This window comes from Actinomadura alba, assembly GCF_014323705.1.
Classification (GTDB): domain Bacteria; phylum Actinomycetota; class Actinomycetes; order Streptosporangiales; family Streptosporangiaceae; genus Actinomadura_C; species Actinomadura_C alba.
Map to the genome: position 1 here is coordinate 1 of NZ_JABVEC010000027.1, position 22,623 is coordinate 22,623.

Consider the following 22,623-nt stretch of genomic DNA (forward strand, 5'->3'; position numbering starts at 1 on the left):
GCCACACCCGGTCAGGCGGACGCCCCCGATCAGGTACGGCTCCGCGGACGTCAGATCCCGGCGGGCACCTTCATGGTCGGCTCCGCGGCGTGCCCGTGTTCGCGGATGCCGTACCGCTGGTAGAGGCGGCCGAGGGGCCTGGGTGCCCACCAGTTGGCCCGGCCGAGCAGCCGCATCGTCGCGGGCACGAGCAGCCCCCGGACGATGGTCGCGTCGACCGCGATCGCGGTGGCCATGCCGATCCCCGTCATCTTGATGAAGGTGATGCCGGAGGTGGAGAAGGCCCCGATCACCACGATGAACAGCAGCGCCGCGCTCGTGATGATCCCGCCCGTGCGCCGTATGCCCGCCGCGACCGCCGCGATGTTGTCGCCGTCGCGGTCGTACTGCTCGCGGATCCGCGACAGCAGGAACACCTCGTAGTCCATGGAGATCCCGAACAGCATGACCAGCATCAGGATCGGCATTGCCGGGGCGATGCTGCCCGTCGCGGTGAAGTCCAGGACACCGGACAGGTTCCCGTCCTGGAAGATCCAGACCAGGGCGCCGAAGGTGGCCGACAGCGACAGCAGGTTCATCACGATGGCCTTGAGCGGCAGGATCACCGAGCCGAAGGCCAGGAACAGCAGGACGAAGGTCGCGACACCGACGAAGAGCGCGAGCAGCGGCAGGACGTCTCCGATGCCGGCGAGCTGGTCCACGAGCTCCGCGGGCATCCCACCGACGTGCACCCGCGTACCCGGTGGGGGCGGCACGTCCCGCACCTCCCGTACCAGTGAGCGGGCCTGGTCCGAGTTCGGGCCGGCGTCATAGCCGACCGTGATGCGGGCGGTGGTGCCCTGGGCCCCGCTCAGGCCGGCGCTCGTGACGCCGGGCACCTGGCGCAGCCGGTCGGCGTAGGCGGCGATCGCCGCCTGGTCGCCGGTGCCGGTCACGACCGCCTCGATCGGCCTCGTGGCGTTGTTCGGGAAGTCCCGTTCCAGGACCTCGCCCACGACCCGTGCCTCGGTTCCCGCGGGCAGCACCTTGCCGTCGACGCCGCCCCAGTTGATGTGCAGGAACGGGGAACCGAGCGCCAGCAGGAGCGCGATCGTCGCCACCGTGAAGACGATCGGGCGCCGCATGACGGTCTGCGCGAGGCGGTACCAGCCCTGGCCCTCCTCCCGGGCCGGACGGCCGCCCGTCCCGCGCCGCCGGCGGATCAACCGGCTCGCCGAGAGCGAGTTGACCCGGGGGCCGAGCACGGCCAGCAGCGCCGGAAGCACGGTGAGCGCCGCCAGCATGGCGACCAGCACGGTCGCCACGCCGCCGAAGCCCATCGACCGCAGGAAGACCTGGTCGAAGAGGAGGAGACCGGACAGGGCGACGGCGACCGTCACCCCCGACACGGCGACGGTGCGCCCGGCGGTCGTCATCGTGCGGGCCAGTGCGTCCTCCGTCTTCGCCGCCCCGTCCGAGGCCTTCAGCTCCTCGCGGAACCGGCTCACCATGAACAGTCCGTAGTCGATCGCCAGGCCCAGGCCGAGGAACGTCGTGATGTTGATCGCGAAGATCGAGACATCGGTGACCAGGGTCATCAGGTGTAGTGCGGTGAACGAGCCGAGGATCGCGACGATCCCGATGGCCAGGGGGAGGCTCGCCGCGGCGAGGCTGCCGAAGATCACCACGAGCAGGACGAGCAGCACCGGCATCGAGATGGACTCGGCCTTGGCGATGTCCTCGCTGACCCGCTCATTGATCGTGATCTCGGTGGGCACGGCGCCACCGACCTGGACGGTCAGCCCCGGCGCCGTGGCGGCCACGTCCCGTAGCTCTTCGTAGGCGTCGTGGCGGGCCTGGTCGTCGGCGCCCGCCAGCCGTACGACCGCGTACGTGGCGGTGCGGTCCTTGCTGACGAACTGCGGCGAGCCGGTCGACCAGTACGTCGCGGTGCCGTCGACCTTGTCCGAGGGCAGCGCAGAGAGGGCCCGCTCGACCGCGGGCCGGAAGGCGGGGTCGTCGACGGTACGCCCCGGGCTGCGATAGAGCATCACCATGTCGGCGGAGTCCCGGCCCAGATCACGGTCGGCGATCTCGGTGGCGCGGGCGCTCTCGCTGCCGGGGGTGTCGAAACCGCCGGACGATGTGAGGGCTCCGAAGACGCCGGTGCCCCATACGGCCGCGACGACGAGCATCGCCGCGGTCAACCAGAGGGTCGCCCGCCGTCGCCGGTAGACGAGGCGAGCCCAGTTCTCGAACATCGAATCTCCCGTGTCGGAGCTACACTGCTACTTGGCGTTACCGTGGTAAACGGCGTTAACTTGCGAATGGTGTTAACTTCGCATACACCGTTTACTTCCGTCAAGCGTGTTCAGGAGATTGGAGTCGGATGAGTGAGACGCGGCGGGACCGTCTGCGGGCCGCGACGATGCGGGAGATCACGCAGACCGCCCGCCGGATCCTCGTGGACGAGGGACCAGAGGCCGTGACGCTGCGGGCCATCGCCCGCGAGATGGGAATGACGGCGCCCGCCCTGTACCGGTACTTCGACAGCCATCAGGAGCTGATCCGGCACGTCGTCGGCGATCTGTTCATCGAGCTGGCCGAGGAACTGCAGCGAGCGATCCATACGGTCGGTCCGGACGACCTCTCGGGAAAGTTCCTGGCCGTGTCGCGATACTTCCGCCGCTGGGCGCTGGACCACAGGGCGGAATACGCGCTGCTCTTCGGCACACCGCTACCCGGCCTCGACGTCGACACCGACGACATCGCGACCGACAGCGGCCGCCGGTTCGGCCGGACCTTCCTGGCCCTGTTCCAGGAACTGTGGCAGAAGGCGCCCTTCGCCGTGCCGGCGGACGACGAGATCGACCCGAGCCTGCGCGAGCAGTTGACGCGCTACCGCGAGAGCCTCGGCGGCGGCCTTCCGCTGGGCACCATGCTGATCTTCGTGCAGTCCTGGATCCGCCTCCAGGGCATCGTCAGCCTGGAGGCGTTCGGGCACCTGAAGTTCGCGATGGACGACGCCACCGAGATGTTCGAGCTCAACCTCGCCGAGATCGGCCTCATCCTCGGGCTGACCTATCGCCGCGAGGAATGAGGTCCGCCCCCCGGCACCGCACGGCGGGCCGGGGCGGAACGGTACGGGCCGTCAGTAGGAGGGCAGCGAGGGGTCGATCTGGTTGACCCAGGCGAGAACTCCGCCGCCGACGTGCACGGCGTCGGAGAAGCCCGCGCTCTTGACGACGGCAAGGCATTCGGCCGAGCGCACACCCGACTTGCAGTGCAGGACGATCTTCTTGTCCTGCGGCAGCCTCTCGAGCGCGGAACCGTCGAGGATCTCGCCCTTGGGGATCAGCGTCGCGCCCGGGATGGACACGATCTCGTACTCGTTCGGCTCACGGACGTCGATCAGGAAGATGTCGTCGCCGCGGTCCTGCATGGCCTTGAGGTCGCGAACGCCGATCGTGGAGTCCTTGACCGCCTCGGAGGCCTCCTCGGACACCGCGCCGCAGAACGCCTCGTAGTCCTCGAGGAGCTCGGTGATCGTGGGGTTCTTGCCGCAGAGCGGGCACTCCGGGTCCTTGCGCACCTTGACGGCGCGGTAGCTCATCTCGAGGGCGTCATAGATCATCAGGCGTCCGACCAGCGGGTCGCCGATGCCGGTGAGGAGCTTGATCGCCTCGTTGACCTGAATGGACCCGATCGAGGCGCACAGCACGCCGAGAACGCCGCCCTCGGCGCACGAGGGCACCATGCCGGGAGGCGGGGGCTCGGGGTAGAGGCAGCGGTAGCACGGCCCGTGCTCGGCCCAGAAGACCGACGCCTGGCCGTCGAAACGATAGATCGATCCCCACACGTACGGCTTGCCGAGCAGCACCGCAGCGTCGTTGACCATGTAGCGCGTGGCGAAGTTGTCGGTGCCGTCGACGATGAGGTCGTAACCGCTGAAGATCTCCATGACGTTGTCGTTCGTCAGCGCCTCGTTGTGGACGATGACCTCGACCAGCGGGTTGATCTCGGCGACCGACGCGGCCGCCGACTCGGCCTTGGCCCGGCCCACGTCCGACTGGCCGTGGATGATCTGCCGCTGCAGGTTGGACTCGTCGACGACATCGAAGTCGATGACGCCGAGCGTGCCGACGCCCGCGGCGGCGAGGTACATCAGCGCGGGCGAACCGAGACCCCCGGCCCCCACGCAGAGCACCTTGGCGTTCTTGAGGCGCTTCTGCCCCGTCATCCCGACATCGGGGATGATCAGGTGCCGCGAGTAACGGCGTACCTCATCGACGGTGAGCTCTGATGCGGGCTCGACCAGCGGTGGCAGCGACACGGTTGTTCTCCTGCGGTCGATCGGTCGTGATCGGACACTCTCGTCCTGTTCAGGATCAACCTACCGACGTCCCGGCTCATTCCCGATGTGGACCGGCGGCTCGGCCACCGCGCCCGACGGTTCCGGACAGCCGGGATGAAACATTGCCGGCCTGCATGAATCCGGTCTCACCGGGCACCGCGTCGGTAGGGAGGTCGGTAGGGAGTAAGTGAATGGAGGCAGTGATGAGCTTCATGGACAAGCTCAAGAATCGTATGCAGATGGGGAAGGGCCACGCCAAGGAGGCCACGGGCCGCGAGACCCGGGACCCGTATCTCGAGTCCGAAGGCCGTCGCGACCGTGCCGCCGGCGGGGTCAAGCAGGTCGGCGAGCACGCCAAGGACGCCGTCAGGAATGTGAAGAAGTCCTTTGGGCGGTGACCCGGCACCTGCTGAGAGATCACGCGGTCAAGCGTGATCTCTCAGCAGGTGCGGCGCGTCGCGTGCGCGCGCGACGCCATACCGCGGCGCTGGGGCCATCTATCGGTCTCATCACAATGATTAGCCGATCTATGTCGGTACCACCTGTCGACGGGCGTTCGGTGGGCTACCCTGCCGAATCGTGTTCCAAGGCGACGTCGCGGGCGGATGGCCCCATTCACAACCACAGCCCCGGCGCCGCCGTGGCGCACTGGTGGTCGCCGGTGTGCTCACGGTCGTCTGCCTGGCCGCCCTGGTCGCCTCTGCCGTAGTGCTGGCCGGTGAGCTGACCCGGCCGCCCACCGCCGCGGAACGCGACCGTGCGACGGCCGCCGAACTGGCGCGGCGCTGGGAGGCCTGGCCGGCCGGGAAGATCTTCCCTGACACCGTTCCGTACACGCTGAGCGTGGGCGGGAAGGAGTCGGCACGGCGGATCGGCATCGGCCACGAGACCGCCTGCGAGGGCGCCGTCGACGCCTCACTGCGAGCCGTACTGCGCTCGCACGGCTGCCGGGCCGTGATCCGTGCGACCTACCTCGATCAACTCCAGGGCCTGGCGATGACCGTGGGCGTCGTGGCGTTCCCGGACGCGTCGAAGGCGAGCGGCGCGATGAGCGGGCTGCCGAAGGAGATCAAGGCCTCCTCGGGGCTACGGGCGCTGTCGCTGCCCGGCTCGGTGGCCGCCCGGTTCGACGACGCCGCCCGGCAGGAGGCCGCCATCCGGCATCGCGGCCCCTATCTGGTCATGGCCACGATCGGCTACGCCGACGGCCGGCCGGCGGCCAAGATCAAGGAGAAGCAGGGCTATCTCAAGGTCGTCGTGCCACAGCTGGCCGATTCGATCATCGGATCGCTGGCGAAACCGGCCCGGCCCGACTGCTCGTCCCCGGCGTGGTCATGCTGAGGGGCCTGCGGGTGCGCGGCCATCGGCCCGGTGGACGGCGCGGCAGACCGCCCGGCGGACGGCGCGGCAGGTGGCCGGGCGCACAGGCCGGCACGCGGCTGGTCGCGTGCGCGACGGCCGTCGCCCTCGTCGGCCCGCCCGTGTTCATCACGGACGCGCACGCAGACGAGATCCGCGACGAGATGTGGCCGGTGCTGTCGTCCCTCGACGTGCAGCGCGCCTGGAACATCACCAAGGGCAAGGGCACGACCGTCGCGGTGCTCGACTCGGGCGTGGACGCGCGGCAGCAGGACCTGGTCGGCTCGGTGACGACGGGGCCCGACCTGACCAAGGGCGCCAACCCGCCCGGCGTCGCCGCAAAGCGGCTGCACGGCACGAACATGGCCTCGATCATCGCAGGGCACGGCCACGGCTCAGGGCGACTCGACGGCATGATCGGCGTGGCGCCCGAGGCCAAGATCCTCGCCCTGCGGGTGATCCTGGAGAACGACGAACCGGGATTCGGCCACTTCAACAGCAACGAGCGGTTCAGCGACACGATCGCCGACGGCATCCGCTACGCGGTGGACCACGGGGCCGATGTGATCAATATGTCGCTGGGCAAGGCCCTGCCGACCAAGCAGGAGCGTCAGGCGGTCGCGTACGCCATCTCCCGGGGTGTGGTGGTCGTCGCGGCGTCGGGGAACGCGGGCGCGTCCAGGAGGGCTCGCCGCACCGGCCACGCACCGTACTCCTACCCGGCCTCCTTCCCAGGCGTGATCTCGGTCGCCGCCGTGACCGCCGACCACCGGCACGCCGGGTTCTCCAACCGCAACTCCGCCGTCGTGGTCTCGGCGCCGGGCGTACGGATCCTGGGCGCGGGCCCGGGAAACCAGTACTGGGTCGGCGACGGGACCAGCCCGGCCACCGCGTTCGTCTCCGGGGTCGCGGCGCTCGTCCGGTCGAAGTACCCCAAGCTCTCCCCGGCGCTGGTCACCCAGGCGATCGTGGCGAGCACGGCTCATCGCCCGTCCGGTGGCTATGACTCCGGAGTGGGGTTCGGCGAGGTCAACGCCGCCGGTGCTCTCGAGGCGGCCAAGAAGCTGGAGAGCGCCAAGACGGAGGGCGTGGGCCTGGGCGCCGCCCAGCGGTTCGCGGAGGACGAGCCGGGCCCGGTACAGGTCGTGCGGCACGACGTTGCGCCGCTGGCGATCGGCGGAGGGCTCGGCGCCTTGGGGCTGCTCGGGCTGATCGGCACCGCCGTCTGGATGGTCGCCCGCAGGCGCAGGCGCGGCCAGCCGGCGCCCCCGTTGCCGCCGGCCGCCCCGATGTACCACCAGCAGTATCCGAACCAGGCGCACCATCCGAACCACGCCCCGCACCATCCGAACCAAGCGCCGCACCATCCGAACCAAGCGCACCATCCGAACCAAGCGCCGCACCATCCGAACCAAGCGCACCATCCGAACCACGCGCCGCACCATCCGAACCACCCGCATTATCCGAACCACCCGAACTGGCAACCGTGATCGTGGGGACGGCGAGGGGGTGCACCGGTGCCAACCGATCCCGATGAGTTCGCCGAACTGGTGCTCGACGTCGTAGAGCGCATCCCGGCCGGACGGGTCATGTCGTATGGCGACATTGCCGAGTATCTGGGGCTCGGCGGGCCACGGCAGGTCGGCCGGGTGATGTCGACGCAGGGCGGTGGTGTGCCGTGGTGGCGGGTGATCCGTGCCGACGGCCGGCCGCTGCCCGGTCATGAGCGGGAGGCGTTGGAGCGCTACGCCGCCGAGGGGACTCCGTTGCGACCGGACGGTGCCCGCGTCGACATGCGCAGGGCCCGCTGGGACGGCTCGTAGGCCGGGACGCCGGCCGCGCGCGCCCTTCTTGTAGCATTCGCGACCATATGCGGCATTTGCCGATGCGCCGGAGGCGGGGGCCTGAAGGCATGGGCGCCGCGTGAGCACTCCCAGAAGGAGCCCGTGTGCGCCGGACCCGCCTCACTGTGTGGACGGCCCTGACCATGGCGCCGCTGCTCCTCTGCGGCGGTGCGGCGTTCGGCCGTACGGCGGACACGGCGCCTCCACACGCGGTCGCGTCCCCGAGCGTCCCGGCGGCCGCCCCGTCGCCGTTGCCGCCGCCCGCTCCCACCGCGACGCCGAAGCCGCGCAAGCTCGACCGCAAGGGGCTCACCCGAGCGCTGGACCGCTACGTCCGTGGGCGGCCCGTGTCGCTGGTCATGCGCGACCTCACGACCGGGATCACCTACCGCTACCACCCGAAGCGGCGATTCGTCACGGCGAGCTGCGCCAAGGTCGACATCCTCATGACCCTGCTCCTGCAGAGACAGGGCCGCTCGTCGAAGGGGAAGCGCACGCGTTCCCGGCCGCTCAGCGCCGAAGAACGGCGGCTCGCCGGGCTGGCCATCCGCTACAGCGACAACAAGGCGACCGACCGGCTCTGGGAAGTGGTCGGCGGACCCACCGGGGTCGCCGCCGCCAACCGCCGGTTCGGGCTGCGCGATACCCGTACGTCCGGCGGCAGGTGCCTGGACCTGTACTGCTGGGGCATCACGGACACGACGACCGAGGAACAGGTCCGCCTGCTCGCGAACCTGGTCCGCACCGACGGCCCGCTGAACGCCGCTGACCGGGCGTACGTTCTGCGGTTGATGAGCAGCGTCGTCAAGGAGCAGGCGTGGGGGGTGAGCGCCGCCGCGCGCAAGGGCGATCAGGTCGCGCTGAAGAACGGCTGGCAGCGACGGCTCGCGCACGGCAAGCTCTGGGCGATCAACAGCATCGGCCGGGTGCGGACGCCCGGGCACGACTGGCTGATCGCCGTCATGTCGGACCACCATGCCACCACCGGTGACGGCATCGCCGTGGTCGAGCACGTCGTCGAACTCGCCGCCCGGGAGTTCCGCAAGACCACGCCCCGCACTGCAGCCGACTAGAGGGTCCCTGGTCTGCCTTTTCGCGGGGACAACGCAACCGGCCCGAAGGACGGGTCAGAGCACGCGGTCGCCGTACATCTCGCCGAGCGGGTCGGCGAGCAGTTCCAGCCGGGCGCCGTCCGGGTCGCGGAAGTAGATCGACGCGCCGCTCTCGACCTGGTACGGGACTCCGGCGGCGTCGAGCTTGCCGCGCAGCCGCTCCCAGGTCGCCGGGTCGACCGAGATGGCGATGTGGTGCAGCCCGCCGAGCACCTCCGCGTACGGGCCGAGGTCCAGGCCGGGGAAGTCGAAGAAGGCGAGCAGGTTGCCGTTGCCGATGTCGAAGAAGAAGTGGTTCGAACCCTGGTAGTCGCGATTCTCGAAGATCTCGGTCAGCGGGAACTCGAGCAGTTCCTGGTAGAACCGCACGGTCCGTTCGACGTCCGAGGACAGCAGCGCCATGTGGTGCAGGCCGCGTGCCGAGCTGCCCGCCCGGTCATCGTGGAGGTAGGTCTCCCGGATGCGCGCCCGCTCGGATTCGATGGCTGCCAGATCGATCATTGCTCCGCCTCGCTGTGCCGCCGCGTTCAACCTTGTGCACCATTGTGCGGCCTACCCACGGGGCCAGGGCGCACACGCTGCGATCAACGTCCTAGAATCCGTGCCATGCGGCGGCTGAGCAGCACAGTGGTCGTGGTGGCGGGCGAGCGGGCCGACCAGGTGGTGTCCGCGCTCGGCTCGCTGCACAACGTACGGGCTCTGACGGCCGGGGACCGGACGGCGGCCGAGGTGACCGACGCCCTGTCGGCGACCGCCGGCAGATGGTGGCCCGCCGACCTGGCCGGCTGGCTGCGCGCACTGCCCAAGGTCGTACCGGACCAGGCCGGCATCCGCCCTTAGCGGGCAGCGCACGGAGCCGTGCGGATCGGGTGGCCCGCCCGGCCATACCTGCGTCCGGGGCGGGCGGGACGTCAGCCCTCCGGGAAGTCCTCGGGGTCGACCTCGGACGTGCGCGCGTTCCCGCCGGTGACGGGCTGCAGGGTGATGCGCCAGGTGCTCCACCGGATCTGGGTCGCCGTCGTCGTCGTGCGGAATGCCAGCGACTCCTCGAACCGCTCGAACGCGCAGTCGCGGCTGAAGCCCTTCGCTCCCGCGTCCCAGTCGGACCCGCCGGTGAAGTAGACGCGGTAGGTACCGTCCCGCACGCCGGTCACCGTGTACTTCTTGCCCTTCCGCACGTAGACGGAGTAGACCGGCCGCTTCCCCTTGGCCAGCGTGACCACGGAGTCGCTGCCGCCGCCGTTGTCGATGGTCAGCGTGCCGCGCGCGCCGCGTGCGCCCGCCCGCACGAACCGTCCGTTCGGCAGCCGGCGGGTGCGCTCCTTCACGGCGGCCGGGACCTTGAGGTCGACCCGGTAGTCGGGTCCCTTCGCCGTCAGGGCCGCGGCGACGTCGCGGACGGCCGTCGACCCGTCGGCCCGGCCGAGCCGCCCTCGTGCCGAGGCCGCGGTGCACAGCTCCCGGTCGCCGACCTCCGAGCCGAGCGTCCGCAGGTCCTCGTTGAACCGCTGCAACGCGGCGACCAGTTTCACGTGCTCGTCCGCCACGGCGGCCGGCGGCCGCACCACTCCCAATCGGGCGGAGGCCTGGGCCGCCGCCTCTTCGGCGGTGCTGATGCGCTGGGTCAGTCCTTTGTACGCCTTGGCGTCGGCCAAGGCGGAGAGCGCCGAGTTCAGCGGCGTGGTGGCCGCCGACAGCGCTGTGCGGTACTCCTGCGGCGAGATCGCCGGGGTTTGCGTGCCCCCGCCGGCGTTCTTTGAACCGGAGCCCTCGTCGTCACCCGTGCACGCGCCGAGTGCGACCACCGTGGTGATCGCGACAGCGGAGCCGAGTACGCCCCTATATCTCATCATCAGCGAATTGTCCGGCCGCTGCTGACCGCGATCAAGATATGGCCACCTAACAGTGGCGTGGACAGTTCCGACCGGACTCATTGGCGTGCCGCCCGACCGTGCCCGACCGCGCCGGACCGGTGACGCTTCGGCGTGTTCTCGGCACCGAACGTTCGCATCCGCAGCCCGCCGGCACCCTGCGGGCACTGCCGCTGACAGATTTTTCGTGGGTCACATTCGCGACATGCGGCTCTCTTGGTCAGTGTTGTCCCGATGATCTGCTGAAATCGTCTGTTGTGCCAGAAGCCACCTATCGTCTCGTGCGTCGCGCCGGCCCGGCGCGCGCGCTCCCGCCCGTGCTCGACGAGCACCAGCGGCGGGTGGTCGAGCACGAGCGGGGGCCGATACTGGTGCTGGCCGGGCCGGGCACCGGCAAGACGACCACGATCGTCGAGGCGGTCGTCGACCGGATCGAGAACCGCGGCGTCGATCCCGAGCGGGTGCTGGTCCTCACCTTCAGCCGCAAGGCGGCGGTCGAGCTGAGGCAGCGGATCAGCGGCCGGCTGCGCCGCACCATCCGCTCCCCGCTCGCGCTGACCTTCCACAGTTACGCCTACGCGCTGCTGCGCCGTGACGCCGTCCTCGCCGACGACCACCCTCCCAGGCTGCTGTCCGGTCCCGAGCAGCTGCTCGAGGTTCGGCGGCTGCTCGAGGGCGAGCTCGAGGACGGCGGCGCGCAGTGGCCCGAGCGGCTCCGGCCCGCCCTGGCGACGAAGGGCTTCGCCGAGGAGCTCAGGGACTTCTACCTGCGTGCCGCCGAGCGCGGCTTCGGCCCGGCGGAGCTGATCGAACTCGGCCGGGTGCGAGGGCGCCCCGACTGGGTGTCGATCGGCGGGTTCATGGACCGCTACGCCGCCCGGTTCGACATCGATCCGGTGCCGTCCTACGACTACGCCGAGCTGATCCGCGCCGCGGCCGGGCTGCTCACCGACGAAGAGGTGCGGCTCCGCGAGCGCGACGCCTACGACATCGTGTTCGTCGACGAGTACCAGGACACCGACCCGGCACAGGAGTACCTCCTGCAGCGGCTCGCCGGCGATGGCCGCGACCTCGTCGTGGTGGGCGACCCCGACCAGTCGATCTACGGGTTCCGCGGCGCCGACGTGCGCGGCATCCTCGACTTCCCGGACCGGTTCCGCACCGCCGAGGGCGAGTCGGCGCCCGTGGTCGCGCTGGAGACCTGCCGCCGGATGGGCCCGGCGCTCCTGGACGCCTCCCGGCGCATCGCACAGCGGCTGCCTGCGAGTGGTGCGGCGGCGGCTCGACCCGCGAGTGAGCCCATGGGTACCGCGAGGGACCATGCCGATGGGCCCCGCGAGGGGCGCGGCGGTGGCTGGACTGAGGAGCGCAGGGAGCGAGGAACGAGCGACCGGAGCGACGAGGGAAGCCGCCGCCTCGAAGCGCCCCGAGCCGCGCGAGCGGAGCGAGCGCCATCAACACAGCACCGCGCGCTGCGGCCGGTCGACGGCGCCGACGAGGGCGAGGTACAGGTACTCGTCGCCGACAGCGTGAGCCAGGAGTCAGCGCTCGTCGCCGACGAGCTGCGCCGCGCCCATCTGCTCGACGGGGTGCCGTGGTCGCGGATGGCCGTGCTCGTACGGTCGGCGGTGCGGCAGGTACCGGTCCTGCGGCGCGCTCTGAGCCAGGCGGGCGTGCCGGTCGTGGTGGCGGGCGACGAGGTGCCCCTCTACGCCGAACCGGCCGTACGGCCGATCATCATCCTGCTCCGATGCGCGCTGAAGCGCGGCCATCTGAACGATGAGATGGCCGAGGACCTGCTCACCGGGCCGCTCGGCGGGGCCGACGCCCTCAGCATGCGCCGGCTCAAGCGGGCGCTCCGCGATCTCGAGGCGCTGTCCGGTGGGGAACGGCCGCAGAGCGAGCTGCTGGTCGCGGCGCTGAACGACCCGCGTGAGCTGCTCCTCGTCCACCCCAAGGTACGGGCGCCGGCCGAGCGGATCGCCGGTTTGCTCGCGACCGTACGAGACGAGGCGCGGCGGAACGGGACCGCCGAGGACGTCCTGTGGGCGGTGTGGCAGCAGAGCGGGCTCGCCGAGACCCTGCTCGAGCAGAGCGTCAGGGGCGGCGCGCGCGGCGCGGCGGCCGACCGGGACCTCGACGCCGTCGTGGCGCTGTTCGACCACGCCGCCCGGTTCGTCGACCGGCTGCCCAAGGCGGGCCCGGAGCTGTTCGTCGACGACCTCGCCTCGCAGGAGATCCCCGGTGACTCGCTCGCCGAGCAGGCACCCGAGGGCGAGGCCGTACGGATCCTCACCGCGCACCGTGCCAAGGGCCTGGAATGGGACGTCGTGGTCGTCGCGGGCGTGCAGGAGGGCGTGTGGCCGGACCTGCGGCTACGCGGCTCCCTGCTGGGCATCGAAGAACTGATCGAGGTCGCCGCCGGCAGTGACCTGGCCGTCGACGAGGTCGCGGGGGCCTCGGTCGCCGCCAAGCTCCTCGACGAGGAGCGCAGGCTGTTCTACGTCGCCGTCACCCGGGCACGCAGGCGGCTGGTGGTCACGGCGGTCGGCGGCGCCGACACCGAGGAACGGCCGTCCCGGTTCCTGAGCGACCTCGTGCCGGGCACCCTCGAAGAGGCGCAGCTCGACGAGAAGACCCGCTGGCTGTCGCTGTCGGCCCTCGTCGCCGACCTGCGCTCGGTGGTGGCGGACCCGTCCCGGCCCGAAGCGCTGCGCCGGGCGGCCGCCGGTCACCTGGCCCGGCTGGCCCGTGCGGGCGTGCGCGGAGCGCGGCCGGAGCTCTGGTACGCCATCACCCGGCTGTCGGACGCCGGGCCGGCGTTCGCCGAGGACGAGCAGATCGCCATCTCGCCTTCCCAGGTCGAGACGTTCACCACCTGCGGGCTGCGGTGGCTGCTGGCGTCGGCGGTGGGCGCGCAGGAGGGCCCGCCGGGGGAGTACAGCACCATGGGCAAGGTCATCCACGCGGTGGCCGAGATGGTCGGCGTCGACGACGGTGTGAACGAGCTGCACATCGCCAAGCGGCTGGACGAGATCTGGCAGGACCTCGACTTCCGCAGCGGCTGGTACTCCGACAAGCAGCGACAGTCCGCCACCACGATGGTGGACAAGTTCCTGACCTGGCATCGGGATAACCCCAACGAGGTCGTCGCGCTCGAGGAGTCGTTCAAGGTCGACCTCGGCCGGGTCGTCATCAAGGGCCGGATAGACCGGGCCGAGCGCGACCAGCAGGGCCGCGCGGTCATCGTCGACATCAAGACCTCGTCCCAGAAGGTCCCCGAGGACGACCTCGCCCGGCACCCTCAGCTCGGTGTCTACCAGTACGCCGTGATGCTCGGTGCCTTCGAGCGGCACGGGCTGATCGAGCCCGGCGGCGCCAAACTGGTCCAGGTCGGCAAGGCGTCGCTCACCGCGAAGGCACGGGAGCAGAACCAGCCCCCGCCCGCCGAGGACGACGACCCGGACTGGCCCAAGAAGCTGGTTGAGGTGGTCGCCACCGGTATGGCGAGCCCGGTGTTCGAGGCGCGCGCCAACGACGGTTGCCGTACGTGCCCGGTGCGTTCCTGCTGCCCCGTCCACGACGAGGGCGGGCAGGTCGGCGAGTGAGCATTCCTTGATCTCGCCGCGTGAACTCGCGCAGCGGCTCGGGCTGCCCGAGCCGACCGTCGAACAGGCCACGGTCGTCCAGTCGCCGCTGGCCCCGATGGCCGTGGTCGCCGGCGCCGGGTCGGGCAAGAGCGAGACGATGGCCTCCCGCGTGGTGTGGCTGGTCGCGAACGGGCTCGTACGGCCCGAGCGGGTCCTCGGGCTCACATTCACCAGGAAGGCCGCCGCCGAGCTGGCCGCGAGGGTGCGCAGGCGGCTCGATCAGCTCCGCGAGCACGACGACCTGGTCTCGCCGGAGGTGCTCGACGGCGAGCCCACCGTGTCGACCTACCACTCCTACGCGGCCCGGATCTTCGGCGACCACGCGCTGCGGGAGGCGCTCGAGCCGACCATGCGGCTGATCAGCCCGGCGGTGGCCTGGCAGATCGCCTCGCGTGTCGTGGACTCCTACGGCGGCCCGATGGACCGGATCGACTGGGCGCCCGACACGGTCACCAAGGCCGTCATGGAGCTCTCCGGCGACCTGTCGGAGCATCTGCGCACCGGCGACGACGTGCGCAAGGTCGGCGAGTGGCTGCACGAGCGCCTGGCCGCGGTGAAGAAGCCGCTGAAGCCGCAGCGGACCATCGTGGAGCGGCACGCCGTACGCGAGCAGCTCCTGCCGCTCATCGAGGCGTACACCCAGGCCAAGAGCCGGCGCGAGGTGATCGACTACGGGGATCAGATGGCGCTGGCCGCCCGGATCGCCTACCGGCATCCCGAGGTCGGGCTGGTCGAGCGCTCGCGCTACGCCGTCGTGTTGCTCGACGAGTACCAGGACACGAGCCACGCCCAGCTGGTGCTCCTGCGGTCGCTGTTCGGACCGGTGCACGGGAACGCCGGGCATCCCGTCACGGCGGTGGGCGACCCGTGCCAGTCCATCTACGGGTGGCGCGGCGCCAGCGCGGGCAACCTGCTGCGGTTCGCCCGCGACTTCCCGCTGCGCCGGGACCAGGCGCCCGTGGCCCGTGGCCCGGCGCCGATGGCCGGTGACGAGACGGTGGTGCCCGCGCCCGTGGAGCGGCTGTCGGTCAGCTTCCGCAACGGCGACCGGGTGCTCGACGTCGCGGCGCGGGTACAGGAGGAGCTGCGCGCGGACGCCCAGGTCGTCCCCCGGTTGCTCTCCGGGCCGTCCCGCCGTGAGCGCGGACGGGTCGAGTGCGCGCTGCTGGCGACCGCCGAGGACGAGGCGGAACGGGTCGCCGCCCGCATCGCCCACCTGCAGGCCCTGCCGCCGGAGACGGCCCCAGACGGGGAGCCCTGGGCCGAGGAGCGGACCGAAGGGCTGCGGTTCTCCGATGTGGCCGTGCTCGCACGCAAGCGATCGCAGTTCCCCCTCATCCGCCGGGCCCTCGAATCCAGGGGGATCCCGGTCGAGGTGGTCGGGCTCGGCGGGCTGCTCACCGTGCCCGAGGTACAGGACGTCGTCGCCACGCTCAAGGTGATGCACGACCCCACGGCCGGCGCCTCCCTGGCGCGGCTGCTCACCGGCCCCCGATGGCGCATCGGCCCTCGTGACCTGGTGGCGCTCGGCCGGCGGGCCCGCGAGCTGGCGCGCGAGGTGGCACGTGACGTCACGCGCGAGGAGCCGCCGGAGGGCGAGAGCCAAGGCGAAGCGCCGCGGGACCGCGCCGACGACACCGATCCGCTGCGGCAACTGGTCAGCGAGCTGAGCGAGGAGACCGGCAGCCTCGTCGACGCGCTCGACGATCTCGGCCCCCCGGAGCACTACACGCCGGAGGGCCTGCGGCGGCTGCGGCGGCTGCGCGACGAGCTGCGTAACCTGCGCGGGCAGGTCGGCCTGCCACTGCCCGACCTGGTCACCGAGGCCGAGCGGGTACTCGGACTGGACATCGAGGTGGCGGCCCGGTCCGGGCTCGACCCGGTGACCGCGCGAGCGGACCTCGACGCCTTCATCGACGCCGCCGCCCGCTTCGCCGGTGACGCCGAGGACCCCACGCTCGGAGCGTTCCTCGCCTACCTGCAGGCGGCCGAGGCCGAGGAGTTCGGGCTCGAGGCGGGCCGGGTCGGCGAGACCAACAGCGTGAAGTTGCTGACGGTGCACGCGGCCAAGGGCCTCGAGTGGCCGGTGGTCGTCGTTCCCGGCCTGTCGTACACCCCGCAGAAGAACGGCGGCCCGGCCAAGGGATCGATCTTCCCGTCGCCGCCGCGCAGCGGCACCAAATGGACCGACAACCCCCGGTTGCTGCCCTTCCCGCTCCGTGGCGACCGGGCCGACCTGCCGAACCTGACGGGTCTGGAGAAGGACGACCTCGCGGCGTTCGACGAGGCGTGCTCCGAACGCGACATGCGAGAGGAACGCCGGCTCGCCTACGTGGCGGTGACCCGCGCCTCCTACCTGCTCATCGCCACCGGGTACTGGTGGGGAGCGGCGAGCCGGCCACTCGGGCCCTCACCTTTCCTCGAGGAGATCAGGGAGACCTGCCTCGCCGGCGCCGGATCGGTGCCGGTGTGGACGGACCCGCCGGCGGAAGGGGCCGTCAACCCGCTGCTCGCCGAGCCCGATACCGCCGCGTGGCCTCGGCCGCCGGCCGGGGACCGGCACGCGGCGATCGTCGAGGGCGCCGGCATGGTCGACGCGGCGATGACCGGCCGTACCCCGACGTGGGCGGGCGACGCGGGCCTCATGGCCCCCGACCGCCGCCGCATGTCGGCCTGGGCGCGCGACGTGGAACTGCTGCTGGCCGAGCGTGACCGCGGGCGCGGCGGCGACGGCCTGAAGGTGGCGCTGCCCGTTCAGCTGTCGGTGAGCTCGCTCGTGTCACTCGCCCGTGACCCCGAGGCACTGGCCCGGCACATCCGCCGGCCCATGCCGCGCCGGCCCGCGCCGTACGCCCGGCGCGGCACCGCCTTCCACCGCTGGCTCGAGACGCGGTGGGGGCAGCAGCGGCTGCTCGACCCCGACGACCTGCCGGGCGCCGCCGACGAAGGGGCGGCCGACGACGGCGAGTTCGCGACGTTGCGCGCCAGGTTCGAGGAGTCGGTGTGGGCGGCCCGCGAACCGCTCGACGTCGAGGTGGCGTTCGAGACGGTGATCGGCGACCGGTTGATCCGGGGCCGGATGGACGCGGTCTTCCGCACCGACGACGGCTACGAGGTGGTCGACTGGAAGACCGGATCACCGCCGTCGGGCGACGAGGCCCGAGCGGCGTCCGTGCAGCTCGCGGCCTATCGCATCGCGTGGGCCCGGCTCGCCGACGTGCCCATCGAGCAGGTCAGCGCCGCCTTCCACTATGTCGCCGCCAATGTGACTGTACGGCCCGCGGATCTGCTCGACCTCGAGGGGCTGACTGTGCTCCTTGACACAATCCCCGTTAAATGACCTGTCGGCCTCTGGCCACCGGCTGCCTTTCCAGGGATGATCCCTGGAACGACGATGAAGGTGCTGGAGACCCCGGCCGGTCGCCGCCCGGCCTTGGCCGCGCTCGTGAGAGGCGGGGTCGGTCGGCGCCCGGGCCGGGAGGCGGACGTGACGGTGACGCACCAAGAGAACATCCTCAGGGAGTTCACCAAGCAGGCGAAGACGTTCGCGGATCCGCAATTGAACCAGACCTTTACCAGTCGCTTGACCGGGCTGGTGAAGTTCGTCGAACCGGAGCTCGACACCGAGGACATCTGCCTCGAGGTCGCGTGCGGCACCGGTCTCGTGTCGCGCGCGCTGAGCCGGCGGGTACGCCACGTGACCGCGCTCGACGCCACGCCCGCGATGCTCGAACAGGGCAAGCGCGAGGCCGACCGCGCGGCCATCACGAACGTCACCTTCGCGCGGGGCGATGCCGGTGAACTGCCCTTCCTCGATCGCTCCTTCACCCTGGTGATCACCCGCTTCTCGCTGCACCACTTCGAGGAGCCGCTCGCCGCGCTGCGCGAGATGGTACGGGTCAGCCGGTCCGGCGCAAGCCTGATCATCGCCGACCTGATCAGGACGGACGCTCCGGGCGACCCCGACCGGCACGAACGGCTCCGCGACCCCTCGCACGCGACCCTGCTCACCATCCAGCAGATCGCCGAGCTGCTGGCCGAGGTCGGCGCGGAGGTCAAGCGCTCCACGGCGTTCGAGGTCGTACGGCCCGTCGACGCATGGATGGCGCAGTCGCACACGGCCGAGGACGCCGCCGAGCAGATCCGCGCGGAGCTCAGGGCCGAGCTCGACGGCGGAGCCGTGACCGGGATGCGGCCGGTGCTGGCCGACGGCGAACTGTGCTTCACCCAGTCACAGGCCTATCTCGCCGCCATCGCCTCGTGACCGTCGCCTCGTGACGGATCGCCTCGTGACGGATCGGCCGAACTTCGAACACGGTGTCGGTGTCGCTGCATAGACTTCGAACATGGGTTCTATCAAGGCTCCATCCCCCGAGGCTCCGTCCCCCGGCGGCCCGTCCCCCGGCGGCCCGTCCCCCGAGGCCGCGCCCAACACGCCCCCGTCTGTCCTCGCCATGCGCATCGGTGTGGTCGCCGCCGAGGCTGCCTTCGCGTCGTTCGCCCGCAACATCGACTTCGACGAGGTCGCCGAGGGCGGAGTCGACTTCGAGGGGTCGATCGACGCGGCCGACTGGCCGGTGTTCCGGCTGGTGCTCGACACGCTGGCGGCGGCCAAGGGCCCGGGCGACACCCGCACGCTCGACGAGCGGTGGGCAGACGCGCTCAACGACCTGGCCCGGATCTGCCTGGCCGCCAAGCGGGCGGGAACGGCCGCCTGAAAAGCGGCGGTTAGCCCCCGTCCGTTCTGGCCTTGCCCGTTGCGTGCCCGTTAGAGCGAGCAATCAGGGGCATGTACGGACACTCACGGCGATGTCATCGCGTCGGCGCAGGTCAGCCGCATGGCAGGTGAGCGACGAGCGCTGGGAGTGACTTGCCAACCTAAGAGCGCGGGTCCGATTCCCGTCACCCGCTCCGGCAACACAGAGCCTCAGGCCAGGGACCAGATCCCCAGCGCTCATCTGGAGGCTCCGCCGCTTACCTGTGCGAAGCCGCGATCAGCTACAGCGAGATCGAGGTCAAATCGCCTTGCCCGCCGATCGACCGGATCCCCAGCCTGTCCGCCGCCAAGCAACGGATCCATCTGACTTTCGGAACCTCGTCGTCGGACGAACGCGTGTGCCGCACGCACCTCGACGGGGGTCACGTTTAAGGCGGGGTCGACCGTGGCCGGTGGCGTGTGGTCAGCCTCAACTGGCCGCACGCCACCATCGCCGTCGCGGCAGCGCACCGCCCCGACTCCCCGCACGAATTCCACCTGAGGTTCGAGTTGACCGGATACCCACAGGACGCACCTACCGTCAGCCTCTGGAACCCAATCGGTCGCGTAGCTCATCCGCGGATGCGGGGGACAGCGTCTCGATCTTGGCGGCGACTCCGCTCACCTGAGCCATGAGCAACGGCACTCGCAAGTCGGCCGACAGCGCCGTGATGGCGCCTGCGGCGGTCCTCGAGGCTTCTTCCGCCTCACCGTGTTGCGCAAGGTGCCGGGCCCGGTCGAGGAGGATCAGCGGCCGGTCCATCGGGTCGTCGGCCGGGTAGGCGGCAAGCGCCCGATCTTGTGCCTCCCACGCTTCCGGGTCGCCGGCCATCGTCAGCACCTGCGAGGTGTACATGGCCATCTCCGCAGCGGGGTCGGTCCAGCGTTCTGTCTCCACGCCGGGCAGTGCGTGCCGTAGGCCTGCGTCCATGCGCTGGCGTACCCCGTCGAGCTGGATGACAGGGTGCCGGGCAGCAGGGCGAGTCGGCGCTCCGCTCCCGAAGGTGTCCCCAGCCCCAAAGTAGCTGGGTAGTGATCACGATTGCGGTTCGTGGGGTCCCAAGGGGCCTGCCGCCACCTGGGCTTTTTGGGAGCGAGAGATGCTAGGGCCTGTCCGACGGATCATGGTCGTACTACTCGGCGGCGTTGTCGGTGGTGCGGCATCCGGGGATGCGAGCTTCAGGAACATTCAAAGTTGCCGACTTCACCCCGGCGCCGGTGCCCAGCCCCGCGATCGAGACAGCGTTGTCCGTCGGCGTCGCCACGATGGAGAAGCAGTACGAAGGCGAGGTCGTCGGGCGGTCCACCACATTGTTCACCTCGGCGTTCGACCAGCCCAGCGGGACGGGGACGTATGTCGCGATGGAGTCCTTCGAAGGAACACTCCATGGGCAGGCGGGCGCCTTCAACTTTGCGCACTCCGCGACGACCCTGGGCGAAGGGAGGGAGAGCGAGTTCTTCATCATCGTGCCGGCCAGTGGGACGGGCACGTTGGCTGGTATCACTGGAACTGGCGGCATCGCAGTCGACCCGGACGGCACCCACCGGATCTGGTTCGACTATGAGCTCGGCCGCTAGTTCGGCGCGTCACGAACGGAGCCAAAGCCGGATCGCGACGACAGTGACGGTGCCGTGGAAGACGTAGGCGCGCTTTATCGAGCCTCGTCGCCACGGCCCGGAAGTTCTTGATGGCGTTGATCGTCCGTTCAACTTCGTTCCTGCGCTTGTAGATCGTCTTGTCGAAGCCGACGGGCCGACCGCCCTTGCTCCCACGGGCTTGCCGGTTGGCCCGCTGGTTCTTCGGCTCGGGAATGGTGTGCCTGATCTGACGTCGTCGCAGGCCCGCAGCGCTCTCCTGCGAGCCCCGGCGGCGTGCTGGTGGGCCCGGCAGGAGGTTGAATCGACGCTCACCATCGACCAGTCGATCCGGCCTTCCGCGTCGGCGGCGGCCAGGACTGCGGCGAAGATCTTGTCCCACGTGCCGTCCGCCGACCAGCGTCGATGTCGCTCGTACACGGTCTTCCACGGACCGAAACGCGCAGGCAGATCCCGCCATGGCGCCCCGGTGCGCTGCCGGTACAGGATCCCGTTGATGATCCTGCGGCGGCCGGCCCAACGGCCGCCACGCATACCGGACTTCGGCAGGTGTGGCTTCAGCCGGACCCACTCCGCGTTCGACAGATCTCCCCGCCCCATGACATGCCAACGACCCGGCGCCCATGACGGTCACAAGATCCGTCGGAGAGGCTCTAGGGAGCCGAGCCCCTGGATGACCTGGTCAGGGGAGAGGGGGCACCGGCAGGTCCAAGCCGGCCTCGGTGCAGGACCAGACGATCAGCGCCGCACCCGCTGATCGGGTCTCGGCGAGGTGGGCGGCGAGTCGGCCACAAGCTCTTTAGTAGGGAAACACCACCCCTTTGTCGGTCCACGTGACCCCTTTGTTGCGGCACAGACAGAAGGGATGCCCGACCGGGTCGGTGTAGACCCGCCAGCCGTAGCCCTCGGGTCCGATGAAGTCCTTCTGCAGTGTCGCGCCAAGTTCGACGACGCGGCGCTGTTCGGGTTCGATCTCGTCCACTTCGAAGTCGAGGTGGAACTGCTTGGGGTGTTCGTCGTCGGGCCAGCGCGGGGCGCGGTAGCCGTCCACCCGCTGGAAGGCCAGCTCGATCTCGCCGAAGGCGATGCCGGCCCAGTTGTCCTTGTCGTGGCTGTTCTTGATGGGGCGGCCTGTCACCGCGGCGTAGAAGGCCGCCAGCTTCATCGGGTCCGGGCAGTCAATGATGAAATCTGTGAATTTTAGCATCAGGCGATCTTGCCACAGGGTAAGAGGTAGCCAATATTGCGCAGCGCAGCATCCAGTCGTCCGGTCCAAGGCGCCCGTCCCGCGCTCGGATTGACGACAGGATTTCCCGACAGGTAGAAGGGGCTCCGCCACTTCCTCGAGGAGCCTTCGGTGCGGATCCTCTACTCGCGCGTGTCCACCGCGACCCAGTCGCTGCTGCGGCAGCGGCACATCCTCACCGAGGCCGGCCTCCTGGTCCGGGTCGAGGGCGTCGCCGAAGGGTTCCGCCCGGCCGAGGGGGTGCTGCTGTTCGAGGACCCGGCGACCACCTCGAAGATCCCCGCGCTGGAGCGGCCCGCGTTCGCGAAGGTGGCTGCGGCCGCGCACCCGGGTGACGTGCTGACAGTGTCGAAGCTGTTCCGCCTGTGCCGTGACCTCGTCGACATCCACTCCGTGCGCGACTGGTGCACCGCGCGCGGCGTCGCCCTGCGCGTCCTGTCCGGGCCCCTGTCGAACTTCATCCGGGCAGAGTGCGGCGGCCGGTCCGCCCAAGGGATACTTTCGCACGCGTGGCGCGGGCGGAAGTGGTTCGCCCAGCCACAGCTGTGTGAACGGCTCGTCCGCGGCCTCGGGTCCGTTGGTGCTCAGGTGCCAGCTGCATCCGCGGCAGTAACCCGTGTGCAGGGCCAGGCCGTCGCGTTGGCGCCGGGCGCACCGACCGAGCTGGCGCCCGGCGCTCCGCCAGCCCTGGCAGGCTCGGCACCGGTTGCGCGAATACGACATCCACGTCCAGCAGTCCAGGCAGGCGCGCGGCGCCGGAGGCAGGAGAGCGTGGCGGTGCGAGACCTCTTAGGGGGTCCGGCACCGCCGCGCCCTCACGGGGTCGTACGGGCACCTTAAGAACCTGGAGGCCACA

The 22,623-nt window shown here is 70.6% G+C and carries 20 protein-coding genes and 1 pseudogene; 14 read left to right on the top strand and 7 right to left on the bottom strand.

Annotated features, from left to right (window positions below; genetic code table 11):
- Positions 1–50: 50 nt before the first annotated feature.
- Positions 51–2,240 (bottom strand): MMPL family transporter, encoded by a 2,190-nt coding sequence (locus HKK74_RS28480; RefSeq protein ID WP_187246459.1) that lies wholly within the window; start codon positions 2,238–2,240, stop codon positions 51–53.
- A gap of 128 nt (positions 2,241–2,368) precedes the next feature.
- Between HKK74_RS28480 and HKK74_RS28485 the strand changes: the two genes are divergently transcribed.
- A complete protein-coding gene (locus HKK74_RS28485; RefSeq protein ID WP_187246460.1) occupies positions 2,369–3,079 on the top strand; it encodes a TetR/AcrR family transcriptional regulator in 711 nt (236 codons plus the stop codon).
- Positions 3,080–3,130: 51 nt separating this feature from the next.
- On the opposite strand, the gene moeZ is transcribed toward HKK74_RS28485, so the two are convergent.
- Positions 3,131–4,312: an adenylyltransferase/sulfurtransferase MoeZ gene (moeZ, locus tag HKK74_RS28490; RefSeq protein WP_187246461.1), complete on the bottom strand. Its 1,182-nt coding sequence runs from the start codon at positions 4,310–4,312 to the stop codon at positions 3,131–3,133.
- A 224-nt stretch (positions 4,313–4,536) separates the two neighbouring features.
- On the opposite strand from moeZ, the gene HKK74_RS28495 reads away from it, so the two are divergent.
- From HKK74_RS28495 to HKK74_RS28515, 5 genes are all read left to right on the top strand, one after another.
- Positions 4,537–4,731 carry a CsbD family protein gene (locus HKK74_RS28495; RefSeq protein ID WP_187246462.1) on the top strand — a complete coding sequence of 65 codons (195 nt, stop codon included), beginning with the start codon at positions 4,537–4,539 and terminating at the stop codon, positions 4,729–4,731.
- A gap of 181 nt (positions 4,732–4,912) precedes the next feature.
- A complete protein-coding gene (locus HKK74_RS28500) occupies positions 4,913–5,674 on the top strand; it encodes a hypothetical protein (protein ID WP_222722840.1) in 762 nt (253 codons plus the stop codon).
- Positions 5,668–7,182 (top strand): S8 family peptidase, encoded by a 1,515-nt coding sequence (locus HKK74_RS28505; RefSeq protein WP_246492081.1) that lies wholly within the window; start codon positions 5,668–5,670, stop codon positions 7,180–7,182. Before HKK74_RS28500 ends, HKK74_RS28505 begins: the two co-directional genes overlap by 7 nt.
- 27 nt (positions 7,183–7,209) lie before the next feature.
- The gene (locus HKK74_RS28510) at positions 7,210–7,515 is read left to right on the top strand and encodes an MGMT family protein (RefSeq protein WP_187246463.1); all 306 of its coding nucleotides are present in this window, start codon (positions 7,210–7,212) and stop codon (positions 7,513–7,515) included.
- A gap of 125 nt (positions 7,516–7,640) precedes the next feature.
- Positions 7,641–8,609, top strand: a complete 969-nt coding sequence (locus HKK74_RS28515; protein WP_187246464.1) for a serine hydrolase — start codon at positions 7,641–7,643, stop codon at positions 8,607–8,609.
- 54 nt (positions 8,610–8,663) lie between these two features.
- Here the strand turns inward: HKK74_RS28515 and HKK74_RS28520 are convergent, their stop codons facing one another.
- A complete protein-coding gene (locus tag HKK74_RS28520) occupies positions 8,664–9,149 on the bottom strand; it encodes a VOC family protein (protein ID WP_187246465.1) in 486 nt (161 codons plus the stop codon).
- Positions 9,150–9,254: 105 nt separating this feature from the next.
- On the opposite strand from HKK74_RS28520, the gene HKK74_RS28525 reads away from it, so the two are divergent.
- On the top strand, positions 9,255–9,488 hold the full coding sequence (locus HKK74_RS28525; protein ID WP_187246466.1) for a hypothetical protein: 234 nt from the start codon (positions 9,255–9,257) through the stop codon (positions 9,486–9,488).
- Positions 9,489–9,559: 71 nt separating this feature from the next.
- Here the strand turns inward: HKK74_RS28525 and HKK74_RS28530 are convergent, their stop codons facing one another.
- Positions 9,560–10,501, bottom strand: coding sequence for a hypothetical protein (locus HKK74_RS28530; RefSeq protein ID WP_187246467.1), 942 nt, complete (start codon positions 10,499–10,501; stop codon positions 9,560–9,562).
- Between the two features lie 299 nt (positions 10,502–10,800).
- On the opposite strand from HKK74_RS28530, the gene HKK74_RS28535 reads away from it, so the two are divergent.
- From HKK74_RS28535 to HKK74_RS42135, 5 genes are all read left to right on the top strand, one after another.
- Entirely contained in the window at positions 10,801–14,127 is a 3,327-nt protein-coding gene (locus HKK74_RS28535; protein ID WP_187246468.1) for an ATP-dependent helicase, read from the top strand.
- A gap of 7 nt (positions 14,128–14,134) precedes the next feature.
- On the top strand, positions 14,135–17,509 hold the full coding sequence (locus HKK74_RS28540) for an ATP-dependent helicase (protein ID WP_187246469.1): 3,375 nt from the start codon (positions 14,135–14,137) through the stop codon (positions 17,507–17,509).
- A 36-nt stretch (positions 17,510–17,545) separates the two neighbouring features.
- On the top strand, positions 17,546–18,433 hold the full coding sequence (locus HKK74_RS28545) for a class I SAM-dependent methyltransferase (protein WP_246492078.1): 888 nt from the start codon (positions 17,546–17,548) through the stop codon (positions 18,431–18,433).
- 82 nt (positions 18,434–18,515) lie between these two features.
- Complete coding sequence (locus tag HKK74_RS28550; RefSeq protein WP_187246470.1) at positions 18,516–18,887, top strand: DUF222 domain-containing protein; 372 nt, start codon at positions 18,516–18,518, stop codon at positions 18,885–18,887.
- 458 nt (positions 18,888–19,345) lie between these two features.
- Positions 19,346–19,561, top strand: coding sequence for a DUF7665 family protein (locus HKK74_RS42135; protein WP_425544358.1), 216 nt, complete (start codon positions 19,346–19,348; stop codon positions 19,559–19,561).
- Here the strand turns inward: HKK74_RS42135 and HKK74_RS28555 are convergent.
- Complete coding sequence (locus HKK74_RS28555; protein WP_187246471.1) at positions 19,467–19,856, bottom strand: hypothetical protein; 390 nt, start codon at positions 19,854–19,856, stop codon at positions 19,467–19,469. The genes HKK74_RS42135 and HKK74_RS28555 overlap by 95 nt on opposite strands.
- A 239-nt stretch (positions 19,857–20,095) precedes the next feature.
- On the opposite strand from HKK74_RS28555, the gene HKK74_RS28560 reads away from it, so the two are divergent.
- Positions 20,096–20,503 carry a DUF3224 domain-containing protein gene (locus HKK74_RS28560; RefSeq protein ID WP_187246472.1) on the top strand — a complete coding sequence of 136 codons (408 nt, stop codon included), beginning with the start codon at positions 20,096–20,098 and terminating at the stop codon, positions 20,501–20,503.
- A 9-nt stretch (positions 20,504–20,512) separates the two neighbouring features.
- Here HKK74_RS28560 and HKK74_RS42140 read toward each other — a convergent pair.
- Both HKK74_RS42140 and HKK74_RS28570 read right to left on the bottom strand, forming a co-directional pair.
- Positions 20,513–21,121, bottom strand: a pseudogene (locus tag HKK74_RS42140) (IS5 family transposase).
- 199 nt (positions 21,122–21,320) lie between these two features.
- Positions 21,321–21,728, bottom strand: coding sequence for a VOC family protein (locus tag HKK74_RS28570; protein WP_187246473.1), 408 nt, complete (start codon positions 21,726–21,728; stop codon positions 21,321–21,323).
- A 150-nt stretch (positions 21,729–21,878) separates the two neighbouring features.
- Here HKK74_RS28570 and HKK74_RS28575 point away from each other — a divergent pair, with 150 nt between their 5' ends.
- Complete coding sequence (locus HKK74_RS28575; RefSeq protein ID WP_187246474.1) at positions 21,879–22,607, top strand: recombinase family protein; 729 nt, start codon at positions 21,879–21,881, stop codon at positions 22,605–22,607.
- The last annotated feature ends 16 nt before the right edge of the window (positions 22,608–22,623 follow it).

Excerpts from the sequence above, each read along its gene's own strand:
- HKK74_RS28505 (WP_246492081.1), top strand. The coding sequence starts at position 5,668 with ATGCTGAGGGGCCTGCGGGTGCGCGGCCATCGGCCCGGTGGACGGCGC.
- HKK74_RS28570 (WP_187246473.1), bottom strand. The coding sequence starts at position 21,728 with ATGCTAAAATTCACAGATTTCATCATTGACTGCCCGGACCCGATGAAG.
- HKK74_RS28495 (WP_187246462.1), top strand. The coding sequence starts at position 4,537 with ATGAGCTTCATGGACAAGCTCAAGAATCGTATGCAGATGGGGAAGGGC.
- HKK74_RS28530 (WP_187246467.1), bottom strand. The coding sequence starts at position 10,501 with ATGATGAGATATAGGGGCGTACTCGGCTCCGCTGTCGCGATCACCACG.
- HKK74_RS28520 (WP_187246465.1), bottom strand. The coding sequence starts at position 9,149 with ATGATCGATCTGGCAGCCATCGAATCCGAGCGGGCGCGCATCCGGGAG.
- HKK74_RS28555 (WP_187246471.1), bottom strand. The coding sequence starts at position 19,856 with ATGGACGCAGGCCTACGGCACGCACTGCCCGGCGTGGAGACAGAACGC.
- HKK74_RS28480 (WP_187246459.1), bottom strand. The coding sequence starts at position 2,240 with ATGTTCGAGAACTGGGCTCGCCTCGTCTACCGGCGACGGCGGGCGACC.
- HKK74_RS28485 (WP_187246460.1), top strand. The coding sequence starts at position 2,369 with ATGAGTGAGACGCGGCGGGACCGTCTGCGGGCCGCGACGATGCGGGAG.
- HKK74_RS28525 (WP_187246466.1), top strand. The coding sequence starts at position 9,255 with ATGCGGCGGCTGAGCAGCACAGTGGTCGTGGTGGCGGGCGAGCGGGCC.
- HKK74_RS28550 (WP_187246470.1), top strand. The coding sequence starts at position 18,516 with ATGGGTTCTATCAAGGCTCCATCCCCCGAGGCTCCGTCCCCCGGCGGC.
- HKK74_RS28545 (WP_246492078.1), top strand. The coding sequence starts at position 17,546 with ATGATCCCTGGAACGACGATGAAGGTGCTGGAGACCCCGGCCGGTCGC.
- HKK74_RS28560 (WP_187246472.1), top strand. The coding sequence starts at position 20,096 with ATGCGAGCTTCAGGAACATTCAAAGTTGCCGACTTCACCCCGGCGCCG.